General features: G+C 43.8%; 19 protein-coding genes. 14 read left to right on the top strand and 5 right to left on the bottom strand.

Features of this window, described 5'->3' with window-relative positions:
• Positions 1-55 precede the first annotated feature (55 nt).
• The 3 genes from MKY34_RS00925 to MKY34_RS00915 are packed head-to-tail and all read left to right on the top strand — an operon-like array spanning position 56 to position 4,068.
• Positions 56-1,420 (top strand): lyase family protein, encoded by a 1,365-nt coding sequence (locus MKY34_RS00925; RefSeq protein WP_342513386.1) that lies wholly within the window; start codon positions 56-58, stop codon positions 1,418-1,420.
• On the top strand, positions 1,407-2,930 hold the full coding sequence (locus MKY34_RS00920; protein WP_342513385.1) for an aldehyde dehydrogenase family protein: 1,524 nt from the start codon (positions 1,407-1,409) through the stop codon (positions 2,928-2,930). The genes MKY34_RS00925 and MKY34_RS00920 overlap by 14 nt, the downstream gene beginning before the upstream one ends.
• Positions 2,931-2,955: 25 nt before the next feature.
• Positions 2,956-4,068, top strand: coding sequence for a Zn-dependent alcohol dehydrogenase (locus MKY34_RS00915; RefSeq protein ID WP_342513384.1), 1,113 nt, complete (start codon positions 2,956-2,958; stop codon positions 4,066-4,068).
• Between the two features lie 747 nt (positions 4,069-4,815).
• On the opposite strand, the gene MKY34_RS00910 is transcribed toward MKY34_RS00915, so the two are convergent.
• Entirely contained in the window at positions 4,816-5,592 is a 777-nt protein-coding gene (locus MKY34_RS00910; RefSeq protein ID WP_342513383.1) for an AraC family transcriptional regulator, read from the bottom strand.
• A gap of 141 nt (positions 5,593-5,733) precedes the next feature.
• On the opposite strand from MKY34_RS00910, the gene MKY34_RS00905 reads away from it, so the two are divergent.
• The 5 genes from MKY34_RS00905 to MKY34_RS00885 all read left to right on the top strand — a co-directional run bounded on the left by MKY34_RS00905 (position 5,734) and on the right by MKY34_RS00885 (position 12,813).
• Entirely contained in the window at positions 5,734-6,861 is a 1,128-nt protein-coding gene (locus MKY34_RS00905; RefSeq protein WP_342513382.1) for a mandelate racemase/muconate lactonizing enzyme family protein, read from the top strand.
• Positions 6,862-6,894: 33 nt separating this feature from the next.
• Positions 6,895-8,331 (top strand): aldehyde dehydrogenase, encoded by a 1,437-nt coding sequence (gene aldA, locus MKY34_RS00900; RefSeq protein ID WP_342513381.1) that lies wholly within the window; start codon positions 6,895-6,897, stop codon positions 8,329-8,331.
• Positions 8,332-8,676: 345 nt separating this feature from the next.
• Positions 8,677-9,849: an iron-containing alcohol dehydrogenase gene (locus MKY34_RS00895; RefSeq protein ID WP_342513380.1), complete on the top strand. Its 1,173-nt coding sequence runs from the start codon at positions 8,677-8,679 to the stop codon at positions 9,847-9,849.
• 34 nt (positions 9,850-9,883) lie between these two features.
• The gene (locus MKY34_RS00890) at positions 9,884-11,401 is read left to right on the top strand and encodes a BCCT family transporter (protein ID WP_342513379.1); all 1,518 of its coding nucleotides are present in this window, start codon (positions 9,884-9,886) and stop codon (positions 11,399-11,401) included.
• 449 nt (positions 11,402-11,850) lie between these two features.
• Positions 11,851-12,813: a D-glycerate dehydrogenase gene (locus MKY34_RS00885; protein ID WP_342513378.1), complete on the top strand. Its 963-nt coding sequence runs from the start codon at positions 11,851-11,853 to the stop codon at positions 12,811-12,813.
• Between the two features lie 60 nt (positions 12,814-12,873).
• On the opposite strand, the gene gltS is transcribed toward MKY34_RS00885, so the two are convergent.
• Positions 12,874-14,064 (bottom strand): sodium/glutamate symporter, encoded by a 1,191-nt coding sequence (gene gltS / locus MKY34_RS00880; RefSeq protein ID WP_342513377.1) that lies wholly within the window; start codon positions 14,062-14,064, stop codon positions 12,874-12,876.
• Entirely contained in the window at positions 14,048-15,031 is a 984-nt protein-coding gene (gene hutG, locus MKY34_RS00875) for a formimidoylglutamase (RefSeq protein WP_342513376.1), read from the bottom strand. Before hutG ends, gltS begins: the two co-directional genes overlap by 17 nt.
• 121 nt (positions 15,032-15,152) lie before the next feature.
• Between hutG and MKY34_RS00870 the strand changes: the two genes are divergently transcribed.
• Both MKY34_RS00870 and MKY34_RS00865 read left to right on the top strand, forming a co-directional pair.
• On the top strand, positions 15,153-16,034 hold the full coding sequence (locus tag MKY34_RS00870; protein ID WP_342513375.1) for a LysR family transcriptional regulator: 882 nt from the start codon (positions 15,153-15,155) through the stop codon (positions 16,032-16,034).
• A gap of 125 nt (positions 16,035-16,159) precedes the next feature.
• On the top strand, positions 16,160-17,986 hold the full coding sequence (locus MKY34_RS00865) for an SEC-C metal-binding domain-containing protein (protein ID WP_342513374.1): 1,827 nt from the start codon (positions 16,160-16,162) through the stop codon (positions 17,984-17,986).
• 208 nt (positions 17,987-18,194) lie between these two features.
• On the opposite strand, the gene MKY34_RS00860 is transcribed toward MKY34_RS00865, so the two are convergent.
• Both MKY34_RS00860 and MKY34_RS00855 read right to left on the bottom strand, forming a co-directional pair.
• Positions 18,195-18,995 carry a TIGR00266 family protein gene (locus tag MKY34_RS00860; protein WP_342513373.1) on the bottom strand — a complete coding sequence of 267 codons (801 nt, stop codon included), beginning with the start codon at positions 18,993-18,995 and terminating at the stop codon, positions 18,195-18,197.
• Positions 18,996-19,062: 67 nt separating this feature from the next.
• Positions 19,063-19,962 (bottom strand): TetR/AcrR family transcriptional regulator, encoded by a 900-nt coding sequence (locus MKY34_RS00855; protein WP_342513372.1) that lies wholly within the window; start codon positions 19,960-19,962, stop codon positions 19,063-19,065.
• A 246-nt stretch (positions 19,963-20,208) separates the two neighbouring features.
• Between MKY34_RS00855 and MKY34_RS00850 the strand changes: the two genes are divergently transcribed.
• From MKY34_RS00850 to MKY34_RS00835, 4 genes are all read left to right on the top strand, one after another.
• Positions 20,209-21,717 (top strand): DHA2 family efflux MFS transporter permease subunit, encoded by a 1,509-nt coding sequence (locus tag MKY34_RS00850; RefSeq protein ID WP_342513371.1) that lies wholly within the window; start codon positions 20,209-20,211, stop codon positions 21,715-21,717.
• A gap of 602 nt (positions 21,718-22,319) precedes the next feature.
• Positions 22,320-23,798: an aldehyde dehydrogenase family protein gene (locus MKY34_RS00845; protein ID WP_342513370.1), complete on the top strand. Its 1,479-nt coding sequence runs from the start codon at positions 22,320-22,322 to the stop codon at positions 23,796-23,798.
• A 24-nt stretch (positions 23,799-23,822) separates the two neighbouring features.
• On the top strand, positions 23,823-24,989 hold the full coding sequence (locus MKY34_RS00840; protein WP_342513369.1) for a saccharopine dehydrogenase C-terminal domain-containing protein: 1,167 nt from the start codon (positions 23,823-23,825) through the stop codon (positions 24,987-24,989).
• A gap of 20 nt (positions 24,990-25,009) precedes the next feature.
• A complete protein-coding gene (locus MKY34_RS00835; protein WP_342513368.1) occupies positions 25,010-26,200 on the top strand; it encodes an acyl-CoA dehydrogenase family protein in 1,191 nt (396 codons plus the stop codon).
• Positions 26,201-26,467: the final 267 nt, after the last annotated feature.

Here is a 26,467-nt window from a genome sequence, read left to right as displayed (position 1 = left end):
TCTTTATTTAATAGATGAACTTTGATGGACATCCATCTTGTCGTGGAGGTGATTCGTGATTAATCGGGAAAAATTATTGGAGACTAGGCAAGAATCTGATGCATTTGGGGTACTCGAAGTACCGAATGACGCCTTATACGGTATTCAGACATCGCGGTCGATACAAAACCTTTCTTTCTCAGGACGCATGTTAAAGCAATATCCGGGGTATATAAAATCCCTTGCTACGGTAAAGAAAGCAGCGGCTCTTGCAAATTGTGAAGCCGGAGTGATAGACCATTCTATTGCTGATGCCATTATCCACGCATGTGACGAGTTGCTAATGGGGAAGGACCATGAACACTTTCTCATAGACGTTCTTCACGGCGGGGGCGGGATTGCCACGAATATGAATGTAAATGAAGTAATTGCTAATCGTGCAAACGAATGGCTGAAAAGTGTCGTTGGGAGCAATTATCCAGTACATCCGACAGATCATGTTAATGCATCACAATCTACTTCGGATGTCTGTCATACAGCAATGAGACTAGCCATTATTCAGTACTATTCAATGTTAGAAATCGTTTTAATAGAATTAGAAAATACAATGAGTGCCAAGGCGCAACAATTTATGGATGTGCCAACGATCTCAAGAACATGTATGCAAGATGGTATGCGGATACAACTAGGGGAAACATTTGGCGGTTATGCGGCAGTTGTGAAAAGGCGGCACGAATCGTTAAGGCAAGCAATACTAGACATTTCGTCTATTAATCTTGGTGGAACAGTTATTGGATCAGGAGTAGGCGCTCCGCTACATTATCGACAGATTGTTGTGGAGAAGTTATGTGAGATTAGTGGGGTTGCATTACACAAGCGTGAAAATCTATTCGATGCCGCCCAAAACCTTGATGATCTCGGGAATATTTCTAAACAGCTCTCTTTGCTTGCTTCTAGCTTGATTAAAATTGCTAAAGATTTGCGGCTATTAGCTTCTGGACCAGAGGCAGGACTTTCAGAGATTTATCTGCCGGAGGTTCAGGCGGGGTCTTCATTTTTCCCTGGAAAGATTAATCCCGTGATACCCGAGACGCTGATTCAAAGTTGTTTCCAAGTTTTGGGGTGCGATCGAGTTGTTCAGGCGGCTTTAGAGCATGGGGAACTGGATTTAAATATTTATGAAGGTGCTGCGGGCATAAATATTTTAGACGCAATGATGATGTTGGAGAAGTCACTCTCTTTGTTTACTGCTAAATGTTTTAGTGGGATAGAGGCGAATGTGGAAAGATGCGAAGTATTGGCGAATGGTTTTATCCCAATTGTTGTGGAATTGAAAGAGAAATATGGTTACTCTTCTGTTTCGAAATGGGTCAAAGAAAAGAGTAAGGAAGAAATAAAAGCGATTTATAAAAATGGAGGCGCGTACATTGACGAATCATGAAGCGAAAGTATTTGAGGGCATTGAGCAACCGAAGTTGGAATGGGCAAAAGAATGGTTGAAAACGACGAAAAAATTGTACATCGGCGGCGAATGGGTGACGAGTTCAAGTGATGAAATCATTGAGTCGATTAACCCAGCAAATGGAGAAGTAATTGGAAGCATTGTTTCAGGAACAGAAGAAGATGTAGACAAAGCAGTTGCAGCTGCTCGACAGGCATTCGACCATGGCGAGTGGAGAACAATCACACGCAAAGAGCGTGCGAAGAAATTGCGTCAAATTAGTGCATTGATTAAAGAGCATCAAGCGGAATTGGCGACGCTAGAAGCGCTTGATAACGGGAAGTTGTATACGGAAGCGTATAACGATGACGTACAAGAAGCTTCGGACTTGTTTGAGTACTATGCAGGTTGGACGGATAAATACTATGGTGAAAATAACCCAGTTGAAGGGAACTTTTTAAGTGTTACAACGAGAGATCCAATCGGTGTATGTGGACAAATCGTACCTTTTAATTTCCCGATTCAAATGGCTGCATTGAAGCTATCTCCAGCGCTAGCGATGGGGAATACAATCGTGCTAAAACCATCTAGTACAACATCATTTTCGGCGATTCGTTTGTTTGAAATTATTGACGAAGCGAATATTCTTCCTCCAGGTGTGCTGAACTTGATTCTTGCGAAAGGGTCAGTTGGTTCTTACATTAGCCGTCACATGGATGTCGATAAAATCTCATTCACAGGCAGCACGCAAGTAGGGAAAAAACTTGTCCATGATTCAGCAGATTCGAACTTGAAACCTGTCACACTTGAATTGGGTGGAAAATCACCGAATATTATTTTCGCAGATACACCGAATTTAGACGGCGCAATTGAGCGTTCATTCTACGGCCTCTTTACACACAAAGGGGAAAAATGTTCTGCACCTACACGTTTGATCGTTCAACGTGACGTGTATGACGAAGTTGTCGAAAAAATTGCCGTGTACGCGAATGACTATACATGTGGCGATCCGTTTGATCCGTCAAGCGATCAGGGAGCGCAAGTTTCTCAATCTCATATGGAAAGCATCTTAGGCTATATTGAGAGCGGAAAAGAACAAGGGGCACGCCTAGTCGCAGGTGGAGAACGCGATACAACAGGCGACAATGCAAAAGGTTGTTTTGTACGTCCAACAATCTTCGCTGACGTGGACAACAAAATGACAATCGCTCAAGAAGAAATCTTTGGACCTGTCCTCTGTATCATTCCTTTCGACACAGAAGAAGAGGCAGTAGCTATTGCGAACGATACGATCTACGGCCTAGGCGCGGGGCTTTGGACGAATGACGTTTCAAGAGCACATCGCGTAGCGAATCAGCTTGAAGCAGGTATGATCTTCGTTAACAAATATGGTTGCTATGACTTTGCTAGCCCATTCAGCGGCGTGAAACAAAGTGGATGGGGTCAAGAGTACGCGATCCATTCATTACAAGCATTTACAAAATCTAAAGCAATTTGGTTTGCTTACTAATCCAGTAGAGAAAAGGGGCCTCCCGGTGAAAATAACAGCTGCAGTCATGTCCGAAGTGGGCAAACCGCTGACAATCCAACAGATTGACTTAGCGGAACCAAAAGCAAATGAAGTACTCGTCAAGATTAAAGCGACTGGTGTTTGTCATAGTGACTTAAACGCATTAGAAGACGCAACAACACCGACACCTACAGTTCTTGGACACGAAGGTGCGGGGGTGGTCGAAGCAGTTGGACCGAATGTGACGTGTGTTAAACCAGGCGATAAAGTAGCTCTTAGTTGGGTTCCTTACTGTGGCACATGCGAGTTTTGTGTAACAGGAGCTGTTCACCTATGTGAGTCGGCTTTCGGACCAATGTTTGATGGGACACTATTAGACGGTACAACACGTATGAGCCAAGACGGAGAAACGATTTACCACAGCTCTTTACTATCAACATTTGCAGAGTATGCGGTTGTACCTGAAATGTCTTGTGTTAAAATTCCGGATGAAATGCCACTTGCGCAAGCTTCACTCATTGGGTGCGGTGTAGCGACGGGGTATAGTGCAGCTGTCAATGCCGCGGGTGTTACACCAGGCTCGACGGTAGCTGTCTTTGGAATCGGTGGCGTAGGTGTCAACGCAATCCAAGGCGCGCGCATCGCGGGCGCGTCAAAAATCATTGCGTGCGACGTTAAAGCAGAAAACCTTGAAATCGCGAAGAAATTTGGTGCCACGCATACGATTAATGTGGCAGAAGAAAATGCAGAAGAAGTGCTATGTTCTCTTACTGGCGGCTTTGGTGTCCAATTTGCTATCGACTGTTCGGGAAATACAAGAGCGACTGAAAGTGCTTGGAAAGGCACAAGAAAAGGCGGTACGGTTGTAGTTGTAGGTGCTTTCAATCCTGAAAAAACGATTAACTTACCAGCGGGTGGTTTCCACCGTTTAGGAAAAGTATTGAAGGGCAGCTTCTACGGAGATGCACAGCCATTCCGTGATTTCCCGATTATTGCAAACCTCTACTTGAACGGCAAATACAATCTAGATGATCTTGTACTTGAGCGCATTCCGCTTGAAGACATTAACAAAGCTTTCGATGGTTTCCATGATAGCTGCTGTGTCAATGTCGGCAGATCCGTCGTTGAATTTGACTAATTAAAAATAAGAACAGATTGCTAGCATTGGCAGTCTGTTCTTGTTTTTTAGTTTGGGGAATCCTACGCCTGTTGATTTAACAAAAAATAACTAAATCACACACTAGGCACTTTGCATATAATTGCTTTTGGAGCGCTTTTGTATAGAACAATTTCTATGCGATTATCGAGGTGTTTCTATATGTAGGGATGCGACTCCATCACATCCCTACATATTTTTCACAATAATCGTCTGGTGGTTGTTCATCCATCGCGCTCCAAAATACCAAGTATATAAAGTGCAAATCCTTTTGGAAAAGAAAGAATTGTCTGCACTTTACGTAGAGTGGCGGCCAAATATACAATTTTGGCCGCTGAAACCTTTGTAATGGTTTTTTCTACTAGGTTTCTATATTAAGAAGCCTAAGCCTAGCTACTAGTAAAGAAGGAACGCCTTGTTCAAAGGGAAAGAGTGCTTCGGGCACTACACTCTTTAAAGAAAGTCCTCTCCTCTTTTCTTTCCAAGCAACCGTATTTTTCACTTAACGATTGGAGGGACGCGACAAGTACTGATTCGAAGCAGCATTATGAAAACGAGTATTTCTAGAAATACTTGCCCTTTGAACAGGAGGAATTGATTCCTCCCCTAAAGCTATCGTGAATCATCTACCGAAAGCCGGCCGGAAATCGTTCAGTGAAATAAAGATATAAAGTGTTTCTCATCAATGTTTTATGCAAGTAAATGGTTAATCAACACGCGTGGAAAATCCTAAATTAAATGCGTTTTTCTAAACTGTGAGGGAGAGGTTTTCATTTTCGAAGAAAAAATACGGCTAAAGTAAAACCCATTCGAATAGCCACATTGAATCGCAATGTCCTCAATCATGTCATCGGTCTCCAATAGTAATATTCGTGCATGTCGCAGTTTGAGAGATGTCACATAGTCTTGAGGGTTCATCCCGACACTACTGCGAAACCTTCTTGAAAATTGAACGGGGCTAAGTCCTAATGAAGAGGCCAAAGATTTGATATTAATGTTTGTTAACGCATTTTTCGTAATAAATTCTAAGGCTTCAACGATGAGTAAATCATTGATTTTTGTATCATCTATCTCTACTTCGGTATTTTCAATCGCAAAAATTTGAAAGAAGTCATTTAGTATATAAACCTTTTGGTCGTTGGCGGAAGTGGTTTCGTTAAACGCAAGTCGTTCCAAGATTTTATAGTTTGAGTGTAAGCGATGCTCGTCTTGTAGCTGTATTTTACCTGTATACATAGCCGTATTTTCGGATGAAAGAAATTCGAATTGGAAAAAATGAAACTTTAATTGTTTTTTCACCTTTCTTCTCATGGGCATATTCGGAGGACATATGACAAAATCACCGAATGTGGCAACTCCTTGCTCATGTGGAAAAGCATATTCCATTTCACCTTCATTAATACAAAAAACGCTCCAATTTGGATAGGTATCCTCAGGCAACAGGAAGTGAGAAATCGGGTTCCAATACGAGTGTTGCTGTATTTTTGCTATTGTAATCGTGTGCATAAGCAACTCCTCTGATCAGACTTTTTGAAATAAAGTATATATTTATGATAAATCTCTGCATGTTCATTGTAAAGAGTTATCTATATAATCTAATCATTAGATATGTAAGCGCGTTCACTATAAATGATTGGAATGATAATGATGAAAATAACAGCGATTGAGACAAAACAGTACTTACTACCACTAGACCCTCCTTTTAAAGCGGCTTGGGATCCAGCACCTCGTAAGAAGTTTGCGAGTACATTGGTTTATGTACATACGGATGCAGGTATAACGGGTGTTGGATCTGGCGATTTAATGATGGGCCTTAGCGGTCACGAGCATTTATTCATCGGGCAAGACCCATTTGCAATTGAAAGGCATTCACAAATTATCGATAATATCGATTTTCATTATGGCAGATGCTGGCCACTAGACCTTGCTTTGTGGGATTTGATGGGGAAAGCGGCTGGCGTGCCAACATACAAATTGTTGGGTGGTAAAAAAGATAAAATTTTAGCTTATGCATCTACAGGAGAAATTGTGACACCGGAAGAAAGAGCCGATCGAGCTGAGAAATTTGTCGAACAAGGTTTTAAAGCGATGAAAATTCGTTTCCACCACGCAGATGTACGAGACGATATTAAAGTCGTAGAAGAAGTTAGAAAACGTGTTGGCGATAAATTAGAAATCATGGTAGATGCCAATCAAGGCTGGAAAATGCCTTGGGATGTTGAACGCACATGGGATTTAAAGAAAGCGATTGGCGTTGCAAGAGAGCTCGAGCAATTGGACGTATTTTGGCTAGAAGAACCGCTTCCTTCACATCAATTTAGAGACATGGCTAAACTAAGAGATCGTGTCGATATTCGCATTGCTGGTGGCGAAATGAATCGAAACGCGCATGATTTTAGGGAAATGAATCGAATTAATGCGTTGGATGTTTACCAACCAGACGTGGCATTATCAGGTGGAATCACGCAAGTGAAGAAAATTGCGGAAATGGTTCAGGCGGAAGGCGCATGGTTTAGCCCGCATACATGGACGAATGGGATTGGTTTATTGGCTAACTTACACCTTGCAGCAGCGATTAGTAATTGTCCGTATTTAGAATTCCCTTACGATCCACCAGCTTGGTCAAACGAGCGTAGAGATTATGTCCAAAAAGATAAATTGATGACAGATGAAAATGGCTATTTAGTCATCTCGAATAAACCTGGATTAGGTATAGAGTTAGATGAAGAAGCGTTGAAGAAATATGAAGTGAATCATTTTTATGTCGGTGAATAATGTGATTCACGCCTATTGAAAGGATGAAAGTAAATGATTTCAGCACAAGCATTAATCGATGGTGACTATATTCAGCACAAGGATCGGCAGACAGTACCCGTTATTAATCCTGCAACGAATGAAACAGTAGGTGAAGTCCCAGCATTAGATAAAGCAGATGTGGATCATGCGGTTTCGGCTGCAACAACAGCTTTTAAAACGTGGAAGAAAACACCGGCAAGTGAAAGAGCTCGCTTGGTGAAGCAACTACTAAGCTTGATGCAGGAAGAGCAGAGCCTAGAGACGATTGGGAAAGCCATCACGCTAGAAATGGGGAAAGGCCATTCCTCGGCTAAATCAGAAGTGTTTTATGCTGCTGAATTAGGGGAGTACCAAACCGAATGGGCAAGACGGATTGAAGGCGATATTGTAGAAAGTGACAATACCAATGAAAAAATCCTGTCAATCAGAGAACCATTAGGCGTAATTGGTATTATTGTACCTTGGAATTTCCCGATTTATGTATTGATTCGAAAAGTTGTTCCCGCGTTAATTGCAGGGAATACGGTCGTCATTAAGCCAAGTAGTAAATCACCATTATCTGCGCTGGAACTAGCAAAACTAATTGCTAATACGGATATTCCAAAAGGTGTTATTAATGTAATTACCGGTGAAGACAGCGTTGTGGGTGAAGCATTAACCTCTTCGGAAAAAATCAATATGATCACGTTTACAGGCAGTACGGCTGTAGGAAAAAGAATTATGGAGAAATGTGCGCAAAATATGATAAAAGTCTCTTTGGAATTAGGCGGGAAAGCGCCGGCAGTTGTGATGGAGGATGCGGATATCGAACTAGCGGTTCAAGCTGTAACAGGTGGACGTTTGGCAAACTCAGGTCAAGTCTGCAACAACACGGAAAGAGTCTACGTGCAGAAGTCGATAAAAGAGCAGTTTGTCAAGCGACTAGTGGAGGAGTTCTCCCGCATTGAGTATGGCGATGGGTTGGAAAATCCTGATGTTGCGATGACTTGTTTAGTGAGTTCGAATGACGCAAAAAGAGTCCATGCAATGGTCGAAGAAGCGGTTTCTGAAGGGGCTACGGTTTTATGTGGTGGGAAATTAGTATCGGAAGACAGTAGTTTTTATCCACCAACGTTACTCGATACATGTACACAAGACATGAAAATCATTCATGAAGAAGTGTTTGGTCCTGTTTTACCGATTGTGGAGTTCGATACGCTGGAAGAAGTTATTGAATTGGTAAATGACTCGGAGTATGGGCTGACATCCAATGTCTATTCAAATAATTATCGTTACATCATGGAGCTAACAGCTAATATTGACAGCGGAGAAATCTATGTGAACAGACAACAAGGTGAAGCTTACCAAGGCTATCATTCAGGATGGAAAAAATCTGGAATAGGCGGAGACGATGGTAAACACGGTTTCTATGAGTTTACGCAGGTTAAAACGGTTTACTTAAAATATTAACTTGTTTCAGTGCGAATCCGTCCCTAAGAGAAATGGAACGTAATTTCACTTAGGGACGGACTGGATGTTGAGCATCTACTCATTCAGCCAGGTTCAATGACTGGTTGAATTGTGTGTAATTGGCGAATAATGTCGCATTACGGAGCGGCAGGGAGAGGTGGAAATGTATCTCCAGGTGGCACGGAAACTCTGGCAGACGTACAGATTTTTTTAGAGGAGCTTTTTATAAAGGAACGAAATGACCCAAGGGGCTGGTATTCGAAGCTTAGAAGACAGTAGGCTTGGGAAAATCTGTGCACAATTAATCTACTTCCCTCTAATCTATTTAAAAAGGAATGACAGAACATGCAAACGACATTTGAGTTTGGGCTAAAGACAAAGATCATTTGTGGAGAAGGTAAATACCAGGAACTTGGACAACTAGTTCCCCATTTAACAGGGGGACATAAAGCTGTCATTATAACCGATAAAGGGGTTATAGCTGTAGGTCTAGTGGCATTGGTGGAAAAAGCGCTCGACGACAGTAACATTGACTATAGGGTATTTAGTGACTTAGAGAGCGATCCATCTGTGACATCCATTGATGCTGCAGCACAAGTCATCAGAGAATTTCAAGCGGATTGTGTTATTGGCATCGGCGGTGGCTCTGCAATGGATGTCGCCAAAATGGCTTCACTCGTTGCAGAAGGAAACGAATCTGCCTCACATTATGAATTAATGGCTAATCCTTTTCCGAAGAAAAGCATTACATCGATTATGATTCCGACGACTTCAGGGACAGGTGCTGAAGTGACGAGCACAGTTGTTTTCTCCAATGCCGACAAACGTAAAATGTGGGGATGGGACGAACAAATGGCGCCAGATGTCGCAATTTTAGATCCATTATTTACGGCTGGTTTGCCGCCCCATTTGACTGCTGCCACGACGTTGGATGCATTAATTCATGCGATCGAAGCTTGTACGGGGACAAGGTCAAATCCGATGATTGAAGCATACGCCCTCAAATCAATCGAATTGATCAGTCACAATTTAGAGCATGTACTACAGAACCCAAAGGACCTTGGAGGCAGAGCCGCATTAGCATTAGGGGCAATGTTGGCAGGTGGAGCCATCGAAAATGGTGGCACTGGGATAGCGCATTGTATAGGGCATGCAATTGGAACAATTGGGCGAGTGCATCATGGGAGAGCAGTGACAATCGCGATGAATGTGGCTTATCGATGGAATGTAGAAAGTGACATTTCGATGTTTGCGAAGGTTGCGCGAGCAATGGGGGTAGATGCTGAAGGACGTAGTGAATCTGAACTTGCCTATGCAGGTGCAGATCGATATCTAGAACTCGTTCGTGGAAGTGGTCTCAATTTATCATTAAAAGAAGACGGTTTGAGCTTAAACCATTTGAATCTCTTAGTAGAAACGATGTTGTCAGGAGAGAATCAACCGATGCGGACTAATAACTGTCGTTTGGCATCTGAGGATGAGTTAAGGACTTTTGCAAAAGAATTATTGTCTGAATAAATTTATTCTTTCATCAGGGGAAATGAGGGAAACTATGAAAAACTTACGGCATGGTGTTTTTTGGCCACCATTCTTATTAGTGTTAGCGGCGGGAATTGTCAGCTTTACAAATAAGGATGCCTTTATTAGTATAACGACAAAGGCAAATGATTGGTTATTAATCAATTTAGGTGGACTGTTTAGTCTGAGTGGTTTGTTGCTATTGATCACGGTTGTTGTTGTGTATTTTTCGCCTTTAGGCAAAGTAAAATTAGGCGGGAAAGATGCAAAACCAATGTTAACGCTTCCAAACTGGATTGCCATCGCACTGACTACGACAGTTGCAGCGGGTGTCACGTTTTGGGGAATAGTGGAACCAATTTATCATTACTTAACGCCACCAGAATCGATGAATATCACACCGGGATCGCATGAGGCAATTATCTATTCGATGTCCACGATGTATTTACATTGGACGATTACGCCATATGCCATCTATTGTGTACCAGCTTTAATGTTTGCGTTCGCTTATTATAATATGAAGAAATCCTTTAGTCTAAGCTCAACAATGGCGCCACTCTTTGGTACGAAAATAGAAGGGCGCTGGGGGCAAGTGATTGATGCGGTGTGTTTATATACATTAGCATTAGGGATGGCTGCTGCAATGGGGACTACCGTCATTAACCTTGGTGGCGGTGTGAATTATCTTAGCGGTATTGCAAGTGCTCCGGCATTGTGGGCGGTAATTACGGTCGTATTGATGACGACGTTTATCATCTCAGCTGCAAGTGGATTAATGAACGGTATCCGAATCTTATCGGATATTAATATGAAAGTCTATATTGTCATTATCCTGTTTATTTTCATCGTTGGTCCAAGTAGTTTCATCATCAATTTGGGTGTTGAGTCTTATGGGAATTACATCACGAACTTTTTTGAGAAGAGTTTGTTCACGGGCGCTGCATCTGGTGACCAATGGCCACAATGGTGGACGGTTTTCTATTGGGCAAACTGGTTTGCGTGGGCAGCGATTACGGCGTTGTTCTTAGGAAGAATCGCTTATGGTTATTCAGTTCGAACGTTTATTGTCGTGAACTTCGCAATTCCATCATTGTTTGGTGGATTATGGATGACGATCTTTGGAGGCACGACGATTCATCGACTCATTACGGATACAAAAATTGCGGATATTTTTACGACAGAAGGTCCAGAAACGGCTTTATATGCAATCTTGGCAGATGTTCCTTTATCGGCAGTTGTCATTCCGTTTTATTTATTCATCGTCTTCCTGTCGTTTGTAACAGCGGCCGATTCGAATATATCCGCGATGGGTGGCATTAGTTCATCTGGCATTACACCGGATAGCCCGGAACCAAGCATTGTTATAAAAGTGACATGGGGTGTGGCAATCGCAGTCATCGCGTGGATGATGATCAGTTTTGCCAAAATAGATGGCATTAAAATGTTGTCTAATTTGGGTGGCTTGCCTGCAATGATCCTATGTGTACTGATTGCTATCTCCTTGCTAAAAGTGGCATCTAACCCGAGGAAATATGATAAAACGGATCAGTAATTTATTTTTATCGAATGAACCATCTACTTCACATGAGTAGATGGTTTTTCGTATGAAAGATGTGATTGTAGATGAACTGCTATTCGTCAGAATTATGTTAAACTACTGTTAACTTGATTCAGCAGAAGTCCCCCATTTCTCCTTAGTGGTGGAGTGAATGCTAAATATACATTCATTCAGTGAGGGTTCGAATCCTGGCTGAATCAAGTTAAAGCCTCCGGCGGATGTCACAGATTTCCAAAGGAGCTTAAGAAGGCGGTCTAAGTGTGCGACGTCCTGAAGGGAGGTGCCTTAATTTCTGCAAGAACACAGAAATATGGCAAATCGAACCCTTCGTAGTTCGATTCGCAACGACCGCATAGCCCACGACCTGTGGGTACAAGCTTGAAAAAAATCTGGACGCAATTACGCCGAGGCGTAATTGATTTAGAGATTAAGGGGGAATCTGAATGAAGCCAAGAATCTTCATTACAAGGATACTAGATGAGCAAGTGGTGAAGCCATTGCAAGAGCGATTTGATGTGCGGATGTGGGAATCGACGGACGTGAAGGTGCCACGCGAGGTTTTATTGGAAGAGGTGGCGGAAGCGGATGCGCTGTGGTGCGTGACGGCGGATTCGATTGACAGCGAGGTGTTTGCGGCGGCACCGAAGCTGAAGATTGTGGCAAATATGGCGGTTGGCTATAACAATATTGACCTTGAAGCCGCCAAGGAGCGAGGCGTGATTGTGACGAATACGCCTGGTGTGTTGACGGAGACGACTGCGGATCTGGCGTTTGGTTTGTTGCTGGCAACGGCGCGTCGCATGATGGAGGCGGAAAATGATGTGCGGACAGGCAATTGGACGTCATGGGCGCCGATGGGTTATACGGGTATGGATGTAGGGGGCGCCACGCTCGGAATTGTAGGGATGGGACGGATTGGTGAAGCGGTTGCGCGCCGGGCGAAAGGCTTTAATATGCGCGTGTTATATCATAACCGTAGTCGAAAAATGGATGCGGAAGTCGAGCATGGGTTTGAGTACGTGGAATTGGACACACTTTTGAAGGAAGTGGATTTTGTCCTGATTCTTACACCGTATACGCCGGAAACGGTAGGGTTAATCGGTGAACGAGAACTTGGATTGATGAAAAAAACAGCGGTGCTTATTAATGTCGCACGTGGTGGCATTGTCGATGAAGTAGCACTTTACAATGCATTGCAAGCTGGCGACATTTGGGCCGCAGGTTTGGACGTTTTTGAAACGGAACCTGTGCCACTCGACCATCCACTTTTGACATTGCCGAATGTAACAGTCCTACCGCATATCGGAAGTGCGAGTGTGAAGGCGCGTCTTGGGATGATGACGTTGAATGCGCAAGCGATTACTGCGGTGTTGGAAGGGCGAGAGCCTGAAAATCGAGTGGTTTAAGGAGTGGAAAATCAAAAAACGGAAGACACCTCATACAAGTTGGAGTCCTCCGTTTTTTAATTAGTTAAAAATATTAATCGTCGTAATAATAATTGGCATAGCGAACACATCAATGAGGAACGCACCAACAATCGGGACAATCAAAAATGCTTTTCTCGAAGGACCGAAACGTTCTGTAACAGCAGCCATATTAGCCATAGCATTCGGTGTCGCCCCTAAGCCGTGCCCCGTGAAGCCTGCAACCATAATCGCAGCATCGTAGTCTTTTCCGAGTAAACGGAACAAGACAAAAATACTGAAGAGAACAATGAACACCACTTGGATGAACACGATAACGAGGAGTGGTAATGCCAAGCCAGCTACTTCCCACAGCTTAATGCTCATCAGTGCCATGGATAGGAAAATACCGAGCGTAACGTCACCAATTAGGCTAATGCTTTTCATATCGACTAGGTTTGGATTGATGCGATCAACCATATTCCGAACGAGTACGGCAACGAACATCGCGCCTACGTAACCAGGAAGAACGAAGCCTGTTGCAGCTGAAAATAGTTCGCCTAAATAGGTACCGAGCGCCATACAAAATGTGATCAATAACGTTTGGATGAAGAATGAATCGGTTTGAATTGCCTTTTCAGTTTCTTCAAAATGTCCCCCAATCCCATCATCTTTTTCCGTTGGCTTAAGATTATGTTTCGAAATGAGGTATTTGACAGTCGGGCCACCAACAAGACCGCCTGCGACAAGCCCGAATGTCGCGGCTGCGACTCCGATAGATAGGGCTGAATGGATGCCGAGGTCTTCAAGCGTTTGACCGAATGCAGTCGCGGCACCGTGACCACCTTCCATAGAGACGGCGCCCGCCATCATGCCGATTAACGGATGCAAATCAAACAAATAAGCCATCGATACGCCAATTGCGTTTTGCGCAAGCGCTAAAAATCCACAAGCTAGCCAATAGATTACGAGCAGTTTACCGCCGAGTCTAATCAGTTTAAAACTAGCACCCAAGCCGATTGTCGTAAAGAATGTGAGCATGAATAGGCTTTGTAGTGATGTATCCAGTGTGATTTCTAGCCATCCTAGTGACTTGAAAATGGTCGCGAAAATCGCGAATAACAAGCCGCCAACGACAGGTGCGGGAATGCAGAATTTACGTAAGAAACCGACCTTCTTTATTAAAAACATCCCTAATGTTAATAAGGCGATGGAGAGAAAGATCGTGGTGACTTGATTAAGAGCTAGCTCCATATATATGTCCTCCTAAAAATGATGTAATGGCTTCGTTGACTAAATAAGCGCCGAGTTTCACAGTGCGATTGTTTTCATCCAAGACGGGGTTCACTTCGGATATATCGAATGACAGCGTTTTCTCGTGAGAAGTGACGGTTCGAATAATGGAACGGACAATGGCTGGATCTAAGCCGAATGGTGAAGGAGCGCTGACGCCTGGTGCAAAGGCGGCATTCAGTACGTCCGTACATAAGGTCAATAAGATAGTATCATGCTGTTTGATAAATGCTTCGAGTGCTGATGTCAGCTTGTCCATATGTCCAATCTGCATATTTTCTTCGTACTCATAGATAACGCCGAGTGCATCTGCGCGATCAAACAATTCCTGGGTATTGCCATAACGCTGAATGCCTGCAACGAAATAGCCACAGTTGGCATCTTGTTCTAGAATTTGCTTGAACATCGTTCCAGAAGAAGGTTGTTCATCATAAGGACGCAAGTCAAAATGGGCATCAATATTAATGATTCCAAGAGAGGCTTCGTTGCCGATATGTTGTCGGACACCAAGATAATGTCCGTAAGCGGTTTCATGACCGCCACCAAGAATAATCGGCGTCATATTTTTAGTTAAAACGTCGGCTACTACATGGCCTAATTGTTGTTGAGCTTGTTCAAGCTGATTGCCTTGGCATGTAAGATTGCCGACATCGACGAGTTGTTTACTTTCTGATAACTTCCATGGTAGTTTTGCTAATTCACTTCGTAGTGCATCAGGTGCTTGTGCTGCACCGAGTCGTCCATTGTTGCGGTGAACACCTTCTTCGCATTCAAAGCCAATGATGGCACATGTAGTAGAAGGGGAAGTCGCTGTATCCAGTTCGATTTGTTTTACCACTTGGTGATAACGAAAGCTCGCTCTATTTTCAAGGTGGTCTGTGCGTCCAGACCAAACGTCTGCATGTACTTTTTTCATCAATTTACTCATCCTTTCCAAACTTTCAGAAAAAGTAATCTATATTTAGTATATCTGCCCCGATTTATAATTTCTAATATATAATAATTATAAATGGATAACTTTTAGTTATAAATGAAAAGAGATGATCATAATGGAACTGAAGAAATTGAATTATTTTGTTACGGTAGTGGACCAAATGAGCTTTTCAAAAGCGGCAGAGAAGTTACATATTTCGCAGCCCTCCTTAAGTAAAACCATCAAAACGATGGAACAGGAGCTAGGGTTTCAAATCATCGAACGCAATACAAGAAATATTCGACTGACAGAAGCGGGAGAAGTTTTATACAAAAGGGCCAATCATCTATTGTTGGAATTAGCCATTGTGAAACAGGAAATGGACGAAGTGAAGCGCAGTGGCAAAGGGGAAATTCGGCTGGGCATGATTGAATCGGTGAAGCATTGGCTGCCAAAAGTCATTGTGCAATACAAAGAAGAGTTTTCAGATATGCGCATTCAGTTAACGGAAGTGCTAAGTGGAGAGGATGTCAAAAAATCATTAAGAACGTATGAAACACACGCTATTATTACAAACCAGCTTATTAAAGAGGACGATATTACAACAATCCCTTTGTACAATGAAAAGCTCGTACTCGTCGTCCATACGAGTCATCCATTAGCAGCCAGTGAAGCGATTTCGCTGAAGCAGTTGGAAAGCGATCCTTTCATCATGAGTGCAAAAGGATTCCAGACGCGAGAAGACATTTTACGGGCGTTTGAATCAGAGGGGGCTACTCCAAACATTAAGTTTGAAATTGAACGTTTTGAAACGGTATTAAGTTTAGTTCGTGAAGGGCTAGGCATCGCAATTATCCCAGAAAGTTACATGCAAGGACCACAAGATGGTTTAGTGAAAAGTAGAGCGGTTGTATCGCCAGAATTGGAGCGGACAGTCTATTTAACATATATGAAAAATCGTTATATTTCACCTGCTATTCGATCTTTTTTAATGAATATAACAGATTATTTCGAGTGAAACAAACTTTGCTCTATTGAGTAATTTAGTATGATAGAAAGGAGAAAGTATTATCTAGTATATATTGAATAAATAAATATAGCGTGGGTATTTGGTTATGAAAAATTACTAAGGGAGCGAATACAATGATTGGAAGAAATGACCCGTGTACATGTGGCAGTGGAAAGAAATATAAAAAGTGCTGTGGATCGAAAGGAACGGATCTTGTTGGAATGTTGGTGAATGAAGAGTTAGATAAAATCCTCATTACTTATTTTGATGAATACCCAAAAGGTGATGATCGAAGCGCTATGATGCGTTTGATGCGCGAGTGGGTGAACCGTCTTACCGATAGCTGGGAGAAGGAAAATATTGAAGAAGCGGCGAGTGAGTTTTATTTATTCATCCATATGAAAGAGGTTTGGCGTACATATATAGCAGAACAGTTAAAGCAAGCGAAGCGTGAAGCGGTGGCTACGGTTTTACAAGCGTGGGACGAGCCATTTATGTTGCTAGCGGAAATTACGGGCGTTGAATCGGGGATGTTGAAGGTGCGCAAGTTGTTTGGAGAGCAGGACTATTATGTCACGCGCAATGAAGGCATGCCAACGGATATTGGAACGCTATTATTCGGTGTGGTGCTGAGGGACCCACGAAAAGTAGCAGATGCGGTTGCGCCTGTGTCGTCGATGTTATTTTTAGCGAAATGGAGCAAGCAGACGAAGAAGTCGCTTGTGGAGTTACGAGAAGCGGTTGCAGAGAAAACAGCAACGCAATTTGTAGAGAATCATGCACTTGATATTTATGAATTGCTGATTAAACGCAGTATGGCCTCGATGAATGAAATTGTTGAAGAAGTGCTAATGCCGGAGCAGTTGCAGGTGCTAAAAGCGATGGATGTTACATTGCGTGAGCTCGAACAGACGGTGGAGTCGCGGGAGATTATGCACAAACTTGTTGTGGCTTATTTCATGAATCACAATGAAGAGGTCCATGTTGAAGCCGATTTTCTAGCCGCTGTTGTGAAAACAGGTATTCAAATCGGTGTGGTTCAGGGGACTGGATTAGAAGAGGACACTATCGTGCAGCAATATGGGGCGACGCATGAGGGGATGGCTTTGCATGCAGAGCAATTAGGTGCACTGTATACGGACATGATGAATAGCGGGGACGAGCCGGTAGCTGCGCAAGTGTATGATATCGGGACTGATCCGAAGCCATCTGAAAAAGCACTGTGGGAAACATCAATGACGACAGCAGGTGTTGTACAACTGGAGCGGAAACCGAATGTGGCGGAAGGCCGCGCGCAGCTTTTAGCGTATGAAGCTTATGCTGCAGTGTCGGAAGAAGAGCGTAGAAGCTTGGCTGAACGCGCGAGGGAAATAGATGCAAAAACACCAGACGTGCTATTGCTGCAAGCGGAAATTGAACAGGATGCTGAAGTCGCATCGACTTTATATGAACAAGCCATTCAGCAGGCGAGCAAGTCGTTTGAACCGGGAGAAAACCCGTGGCAAAACATTCCGAATCGACCATTCATGCGAGCGGCCTTCGCTTATGGGGTTCATCTATTCGTACAGGGAGAGTACCATGAAGCAGCAGGGATGTTTTTGGATTTAGTAAAGTTGAATTGGAATGACAATCAGGGAGCGAGGTACGAGGCAGTTGCTTCGCTTATCCATGCTGGTCGTTATCATGAGGCGGCAGAAATTATGGTGCGCTACGAAAAAGGGTCGCAGCACGATGCGACGTACTTATACTTAGATTGGAAATTGGAAATGGAAGCATCAGAAGGCCAATCGCAGGAAGCGGATGCGATGTTGAAACTGGCTGCCAAAGCAAATAGTCATGTCATCAATTTGCTGACATTCAAGTCGAAGACGATTGCTTACCCGAAGTATGAAGAGATGCAGCCAGGCGGTGAAGCGGAAGCGAGGTATATTTGGTTGTTGTTGAATGGTGTGAATCGATAAAGGCGAACGTGCTAACAGATGAGAAATGAGCTGTTAGCACGTTTTTTGTAATTGGGAAGGGTGTAAGACACGAGCAAATGTCTAGGATGCCTGATATATTGCGCGTTTCGTCGTCGCTATTGCGCGTTTCATCGCTGCTATTGCGCGAAAGGAAACGGTGTTTCACACAACAAAAAATGTCACCCTATAAAAATAGGGTGACACCAACTTAGGATTTCCCGCCTAGTAAATCAAATAATCCACCTGTTACGCTACCTTCGCCAACTGATTTTCCGCCGCCTTGTGGTGCAGCCGCAAATACACGGCTCGCCAGTCTGGAGAATGGTAGTGATTGAATCCAAACGGTTCCTGGGCCTTTGAGTGTAGCGAAAAATAGTCCTTCGCCACCGAATAATGCGGTTTTCACGCCTTTAACCATTTCAATATCGTAATTGACTTCTTGCGTCATCGCTACAAGACAGCCTGTGTCAACACGCAAAACTTCACCCGGATCGAGCTTGTACTCGATGATGGTACCGCCTGCATGAACGAACGCCATGCCGTCGCCTTCAAGCTTTTGCATGATAAAGCCTTCACCACCGAAAAAGCCGGCGCCAATTTTTCGTTGAAATTCGATGCCGATGGAAACGCCTTTCGCTGCGGCAAGAAAAGCATCTTTCTGGCAGATAATTTTACCGCGGTATTGGCTAAGATCCATTGGAATAATTTTCCCTGGATAAGGTGATGCGAAGTAGACGTGCTTTTTCCCAACACCATCATTGGTGAACATCGTCATAAATAGGCTTTCTCCGGTAATAATTCGCTTCCCTGCACCCATCAGTTTCCCCATGAGTCCACCGGCGCCGGATGACTTCGAACCGTCCCCAAAAATGGTTTCCATTTTGATACCATCTTCCATCATCATCAAAGCACCTGCTTCTGCTACGACCGTTTCTTGTGGGTCAAGCTCCACCTCCACGAATTGCATGTCATCTCCGTATAGTTTGTAGTCAATTTCGTGATTATTCATCTGTTCTGACTCCTCCTCATCTTATTTTATTTGCTAGTTAACCATACGTTTTAGCATGGACAAAGTTTCAATGAAAATCTTTTTTCTTTAAAGTATCAACATAGCTCCATAGCACTGCAATGATTTCCCGTACTTCAGGTTCATAGCGAGTATTCGTAAATGATTCATGGAAGGAGCGCGCAATGATTTCTAATAGGAAGACTCTAGGTTGGTCGGCACTGATTTCATCCAATAGAAATTCTGCATATTGAACTCCATTGGCGTTTGCGTCATCCGTCAGATTTGCAAGAAACTTCCCTAGTTGGACATGTAAAACATTCTTCGCGTCGGCTGGCGGCTCAGCTTTGGGAGGGAGATCGAGAAATAAATCTGTTCCGATTAGAATATCATTCGATTTAATCGTGTCACGAATAATCGCATCAATACGTCTTGTTGTGAAATGGACAAGACGATTCAGGTCGACTTTTCCTGTTGGACTTGCTGATCCAAAATGCATCAGATGCTGAATCATTCCCATTAGGATGACCGCGCAGTCTGGCGCATAAGGTGTTGCTTCCTTGCCATAAACATCAACGAGTCGGCCTGCCAACCAAGAAATTTCTAAGAAATGTTGCTTAATGATGAAGGATCTGAGATCGACGTCGCCGGAGTGAAAGATAGATTCGTAAATCGGTAACAGATTATGTTCACGATTGATTTGCATGCGCACAACAATTTGTTGCGACAAGATGTTTTTATCTTGAATGTCTTGACCGATTAACAGTTCTCTTCTTTTAATAATCGCCTCATCATAGGCATATTCAAGCATGACTAGAAGGCATTCATTTTTGGATGTGAAATAATTATAAAAAGTCCCTTTAGAAATTTGGGATTCGTCTAAAATATCTTGTACAGATGTAGCAGTAAAGCCTTTTTCTGCAAAAAGTCGTTGGGCAATTAGTAAAACTTGACGTTTACGTTCATTCATAGAATCACCTTTATCCTCTAGAGTGACGAGTGGCATTGGTTGCTATAATCAAAGGAATGATCATTGTTTTATACCATTAGTTCATTTGTTATAGTATCTCAAAAAGCTTGTTATATCAATGAAATAAAACTTTTTTACATGAAAGCGATTTCGTTAGTTGCTAAATTTGGACTGTAGGTATAAACTGTTTAACAGGATGTACAGAGAGTATAAATTGTAGCGTTTCGTAGTAAATGGAGGAATAAGATGGATATTCAAAAACTGCACGACAAACCGCCTTATGGCATGATTGCGATTCTATTTATAGGAACATTCGTAGCTTTTCTAAACAATACATTGTTAAACGTTGCGTTGCCGACAATTATGACGGAATTCGCAGTGAAGCCGTCCGAAGTTCAGTGGTTAACAACGGGATATATGCTCGTAAACGGGATTATGATTCCAGCGAGTGCATTCTTCGTACAAAAGTTTACAAACCGTAAATTATTTTTAACAGCAATGACGCTGTTTGCACTCGGTACGTTTTTAGCAGTCATTACACCGACATTCGGCTTACTCATTGCGGCTCGCATGATTCAGGCATCGGGTTCTGCAATGATGGTACCACTACTGATGAACATTATGTTAACGGCCTTCCCGATTGAGCGTCGCGGAACGGCAATGGGGATATTCGGATTGGTCATGTTCACGGCGCCAGCAATTGGTCCGACACTATCCGGTTGGGTTGTTGAACATTACTCATGGCGTACACTTTTTGTTATCGTGTTACCATTCGCAGTATTGACGCTCATTTATGCGTTTTTCAAACTGCGTAATATTACACCAAACCGTGATGTGAAACTGGATATTTTTTCACTCGTGTTGTCGAGTATCGGTTTCGGAGGTCTGCTGTACGGATTCAGTTCTGCGGGAGATAAGGGCTGGACGTCACCACTGGTGTATGGAACAATTATCATTGGGGCTATCGCGCTTGTGGCGTTCATTATCCGCCAATTGCGCATGGATGATCCAATGCTTGACTTCAGGATTTATAAATATCCGATGTTCGCACTAGCATCTGTTATTTCAATCGTTCTATCTGTTGCGATGTTCTCCGCGATGATTTTGACGCCGCTTTACGTGCAAAATGTGCGAGGCATCGCGCCATTTGAGGCAGGGATTTTGATGCTTCCAGGTGCGATATTAATGGGGCTCATGTCGCCGATTACCGGTAGGCTGTTCGATAAATATGGAGCGCGCGCGATGGCGGTTATTGGGCTTTCTATTACAATTATCACAACGTTCTATTTGAGTAGACTAGGTCTCGATTCTGGTTATTATTACATTATGATGCTGTATACGATTCGGATGTTCGGTATTTCGCTTGTATCCATGCCGATTATGACAAATGGTTTGAATCAATTACCGATGCAGTCGAATCCACATGGTACGGCTATGAATAATACGTTGCAACAAGTTTCGGGTGCAATTGGTACAGCGATTCTTTTAACAATCATGACGAAGCGAATGGAAAGTTCCGGCGCGGAGTTAGCTGCGAAGGCGGCTACATCTGGTACTACACCGACAACGAGTGAAGGTCTTGCGGCATTGCAACAAGGAATTGAAACGCAAGCCATGCTCGATGGAGTCAACTACGCTTTCTTCATTTCCACGGTTGTCGCTGTTGTTGCCTTGATTTTAACGCTCTTTGTGAAACGGGTTGTGCCAGAGAAGAATGATTTGCCGGTTGATAAGGCACAGGAAAGTAAAAACTAACGTATAACTCCGTATGGGACAATACCGTCTCTGCGGAGTTTTTTATCTTCATTCAGCAAATCTTTTTGTACTAAAAGCGAAGCGTCAGCTACAGAAAACGCCCACCTCGATAGGTGGCGAGATGAATGCGGTTTTGTTTTTCTGTTCAGTGGGTGTTCAAACGCGGGCTGAACGATAGAGGTACGCAGGCTAAGGTCGCCACGTCCAAAGAAAGGTGCCTTAATTTCTGCAAAAAGCGCCGAAACACGGCCAATCGAATCCTTCGCAGTTCGATTGGCACCGCCAGCATGACCAACAGCCTGTAGGCCCCAAGCTTGAAAAAATCTGGACGCAATTACGCCGAGTCGTAATTGATTTTTAGTGTAGTAAAAATATAAAGAGCATGTAGTGCATGATTGGGCGCAATGACCAACTGGTTGAAGAAACATTCTACATTTGGTTTTGAAATAGGTTGTCATGAAAGAAGATACAGAAACATATAGATAAAATAAGAGCTCTGCATTGGGGGATACCTCGGTGTAGGGCTTTCTGTATGGCAGGAATTTTACTGTATATGTCGAAATAATTAAATAACAGTAACTACGGAAAGGGGACATGTTGCAATGCAATTGAACAACTATATCGGAGGTTCATGGCAGGAGACTGCGGGAGCAAATTACACAGCGGTGACAAATCCAGCGAACGGTGAAGTGTTGGCACAAGTGAGGTTATCGACAAAGGAAGACGTAGATTTGGCAGTGCAAGCAGCGAAAGAAGCGCAAAAAAAATGGGCGCTTGTCCCTGCACCGAAACGTGCGGATTATTTGTATGACATTGGACGTTTAATGAAAGATAAAAAAGAGCATTTGTCGCAAGTCTTAACGAAAGAAATGGGAAAAGTCATTGAAGAGGCACGCGGCGAAGTGCAAGAGGGCATCGACATGGCGCTCTATATGGCTGGAGAAGGACGTCGACTGTTTGGAGAAACCGTGCCATCTGAATTACAAGATAAATTTGCGATGAGTGTCCGTGCGCCGATTGGGGTTGTTGGACTCATCACCCCTTGGAACTTTCCAGTGGCGATTGCGACATGGAAATCGTTCCCGGCAATTGTGGCGGGCAATACATTTGTTTGGAAACCTGCGACGGAAACGCCGATGATGGCGTATGAAATGGCGCTGATCTTTGAAGAAGCTGGCATTCCAGCGGGCGTGGCGAATATTGTTTTTGGCGCTGGCTCAGAAGTGGGCACAGCGATGATTGAGCATCCTGATGTGCGCGTTATTTCATTCACGGGATCTACGGAGACGGGGCGTCATGTGGCAGAGGCGGGTGGACGTCATTTGAAAAAGGTATCGCTTGAAATGGGTGGTAAAAATGCGGTCATTGTGATGGACGATGCGGATATTGACCTTGCTGTTGAAGGTGTTTTATGGAGTGCATTTGGTACGGCGGGTCAGCGTTGTACGGCATGTAGTCGTGTCATTGTGCACACAGATGTGAAGAAGGAGCTTGAGCAAAAGCTTGTAGCGGCGATGCAGGGCTTATCCATTGGGAATGGCTTGGACGAGTCGGTGAAGATTGGACCGGTCATTAATCGACAAGCGTTGGAGAAAATTCAGCATTACGTAGGCATTGGTCAAGAAGAAGGTGCGAAGCTATTGGCAGGCGGAAATGTCTTGGCTGACGGGGCATTTGCGCAAGGTCATTACTTCGAACCGACATTGTTTACGGATGTGAAATGGGATAGTCGCCTCGCGCAAGAAGAGATTTTTGGGCCAGTTGTGTCGCTCATTGAAGTGGACAGCTTGGATGAAGCGATTGAAGTGAACAATAGTGTTAAATATGGGCTTTCCAGCTCCATCTTCTCACGTGATGTCAATCAGGTGTTTCGTGCACAACGCGATTTGGATACCGGTATTGTCTATGTTAATGCGGGGACAACGGGTGCTGAAATCCATCTGCCATTTGGCGGGACAAAAGGAACAGGGAATGGCCATCGAGATTCTGGTGTGGCGGCACTTGACGTTTTCACAGAGTGGAAGAGCATTTACGTGGATTACAGTGGGAAATTGCAACGGGCGCAAATTGACACGGATTAAACCACATGTAAGGAGCTGATTATTATGAAAGTCGTCATACTTGGAGCTGGTTTAATGGGAAAAGAAGCTGCGCGGGATCTTGTGAAAAGTGATGATGTCCACAAGGTCTATTTGGCAGATGTCAATGTTCGGCAAGCGGAGGACTTTGCAGAACAGTTGATGTCTGACAAACTGGATATTCTGTTACTCGATGCCAATAATGATGTGCAATTACGTGATGTCATGGCACTTGGTGATGTCGTCATCAATGCACTGTTCTATACATTCAACGAAAAAGTAGCACGGCTTGCGGTGGAGATTGGCGTTCATTCCATTGATCTCGGCGGGCATATTGGTGGCGCAACGGATGCGGTTCTGAGCCTCGCTGATCAAGCAAAGGCAAAAGGCATTACGATCATTCCAGATTTAGGGGTAGCACCAGGGATGATTAATATTTTGACGGGGTATGGAGCTGGAAAACTCAATCACGTGGAGTCCATTAAATTGTATGTCGGGGGCATTCCCGTAAAGCCGGAGCCACCGCTAAAATACAATGTCGTTTTTTCGTTGGAGGGGGTTTTTGATCATTATACTGATCCTTCCCATGTTATTCGCAATGGGCAACTGATGGAGATTCCTTCATTATCGGAAATTGAACCGATTTATTTCGATAAATACGGAGAATTGGAAGCGTTCCATACATCGGGTGGTACGTCGACATTGACAAAGTCATTCTCAAACGTCAAGACGCTTGAGTATAAGACGATTCGCTATAAAGGGCATGCGGAAAAATTTCAATTGCTTGTCGATCTAGGGCTGTTGTCGCGTGCCAATGAAGTGAATATTGCGGGGAATAAAGTGAAAGTGCGTGATGTCATGCGGGAATTATTGTCACCGCAACTCCGACTAGGTGATAAATCAGATGCGGTATTGCTACGAGTGATTGTCAGTGGCGATAAAAACGGCTCGCCTATTACGTATGAGTATGATTTGATTACGGAAAAAGATCGGACAGTCAATGAAACTGCTATGGCACGTGCAACGGCGAATACCATTTCGATTGTGGCACAGATGATTGGCACAGGCGTTATTACAAAGCGTGGGGTACACCCGCCGGAAAACATTGTACCGGGCGAGTTATATATGGAAGAGATGAAAAAGCGCGGTGTTGTCATCGAAGAACATATCGAGACGAACGACGTCTCTGCATAAGTGAGGGAGGAATCGAAGAAATGGACTTCACATTCACAGAAGAGCAACAGATGCTAAGAAAAACAGCTCGTCAGTTTGTCGATGAAGAAATTATGCCACATATTCAAGCATGGGATGCACAAGGTGGATTTGACCCGGCAATCTGGAAGAAGCTTGCGGACTTAGGCTTTATGGGCGTTTGTGTACCTGAACGCTACGGCGGTAGCGGCATGGACTATAATGCACTCGCAATTCTTTGTGAAGAAATGGAACGTGGAGATACAGCGTTTCGAACAGCAGTGTCCGTTCATATTGGGCTGAATTCGATGACGCTTATGCAATGGGGCACCGAAGAGCAGAAGCAGAAATATCTTGTGCCGCAAGCGAAAGGTGAAAAAATTGGCGCCTTTGGTTTAACAGAGCCGGGCGCTGGATCGGACGTTGCGGCAATGGCTACGACCGCCGTACGTGACGGGGACACTTATGTGTTAAATGGCCAAAAAACATGGATTTCACTTTGTGATGTCGCAGATCATTTTCTCGTCTTTGCGTATACCGATAAAGCGAAAAAACATCATGGTATTAGTGCTTTCATTGTTGAGCGGACGACACCGGGCTTTTCATCGAAGGCGATTAAAGGGAAGTATGGCATTCGTGCGGGGAATACGGGGGAATTATTCTTCGAGGATGTTCGGATACCGGCTGCTAACTTGTTAGGAGAAGAGGGCGAAGGTTTTAAAATTGCCATGTCAGCACTCGATAATGGTCGCTTCACGGTAGCGGCAGGGGCAGTCGGATTAATCATGGCGTGTTTGGAGGAAAGTGTGAAATATTGCCATCAACGCGAAACATTCGGCAAAGCGATCGGCAAGCATCAGCTCGTCCAACAGATGATTGCTAAGATGGAAGCAGGCTATCAGATGAGCCGCCTTCTTGTCTATCGCGCTGGTGAGCTGAAAAATAAAGGGGTGCGCAATACGCGTGAGACGTCGCTTGCGAAATGGCAGGCATGTGATTTTGCCAATCAAGCCGCGGATGATGCCGTGCAAATTCATGGCGCATACGGCTATTCCGATGACTATCTGGTCGCTAGATTCTTGCGCAACTCGAAAGCGCCTGTTATTTACGAGGGAACGCGCGAGATCCATACGATTATGCAGGCGGAGTATGTGCTCGGCTATCGGGAAGATAAGAAATTGAGCAATCGATTGCCTGAATGGCCGTTTTCGTGATGAAAAGGCGAGGGTGGAGTTAAATCTACAAAACTAGTTAACGTTCGACAATTTTCAATATTTACATTTCTTCATAGTTGAGGTAATGTATTACGTAATGAGTCATGTCGGAACGCTTAGACGTTCTGGTTGTCTGACTAAGATGGAAATGATCATACTGCCTAACCTGTTGAATGCTATCCCAGGCATTTTAACGCAGGTAAAAGCCAGTTCAATCGGACATACGGAAACCCGTAGTCTTTTTGAATTGGCTTTTTATCTTTCTTC

It is taken from the genome of Sporosarcina sp. FSL K6-1522 (assembly GCF_038622445.1).
Classification (GTDB): Bacteria; Bacillota; Bacilli; order Bacillales_A; family Planococcaceae; genus Sporosarcina.
This window is presented reverse-complemented; position numbering and strand designations above follow the sequence as displayed.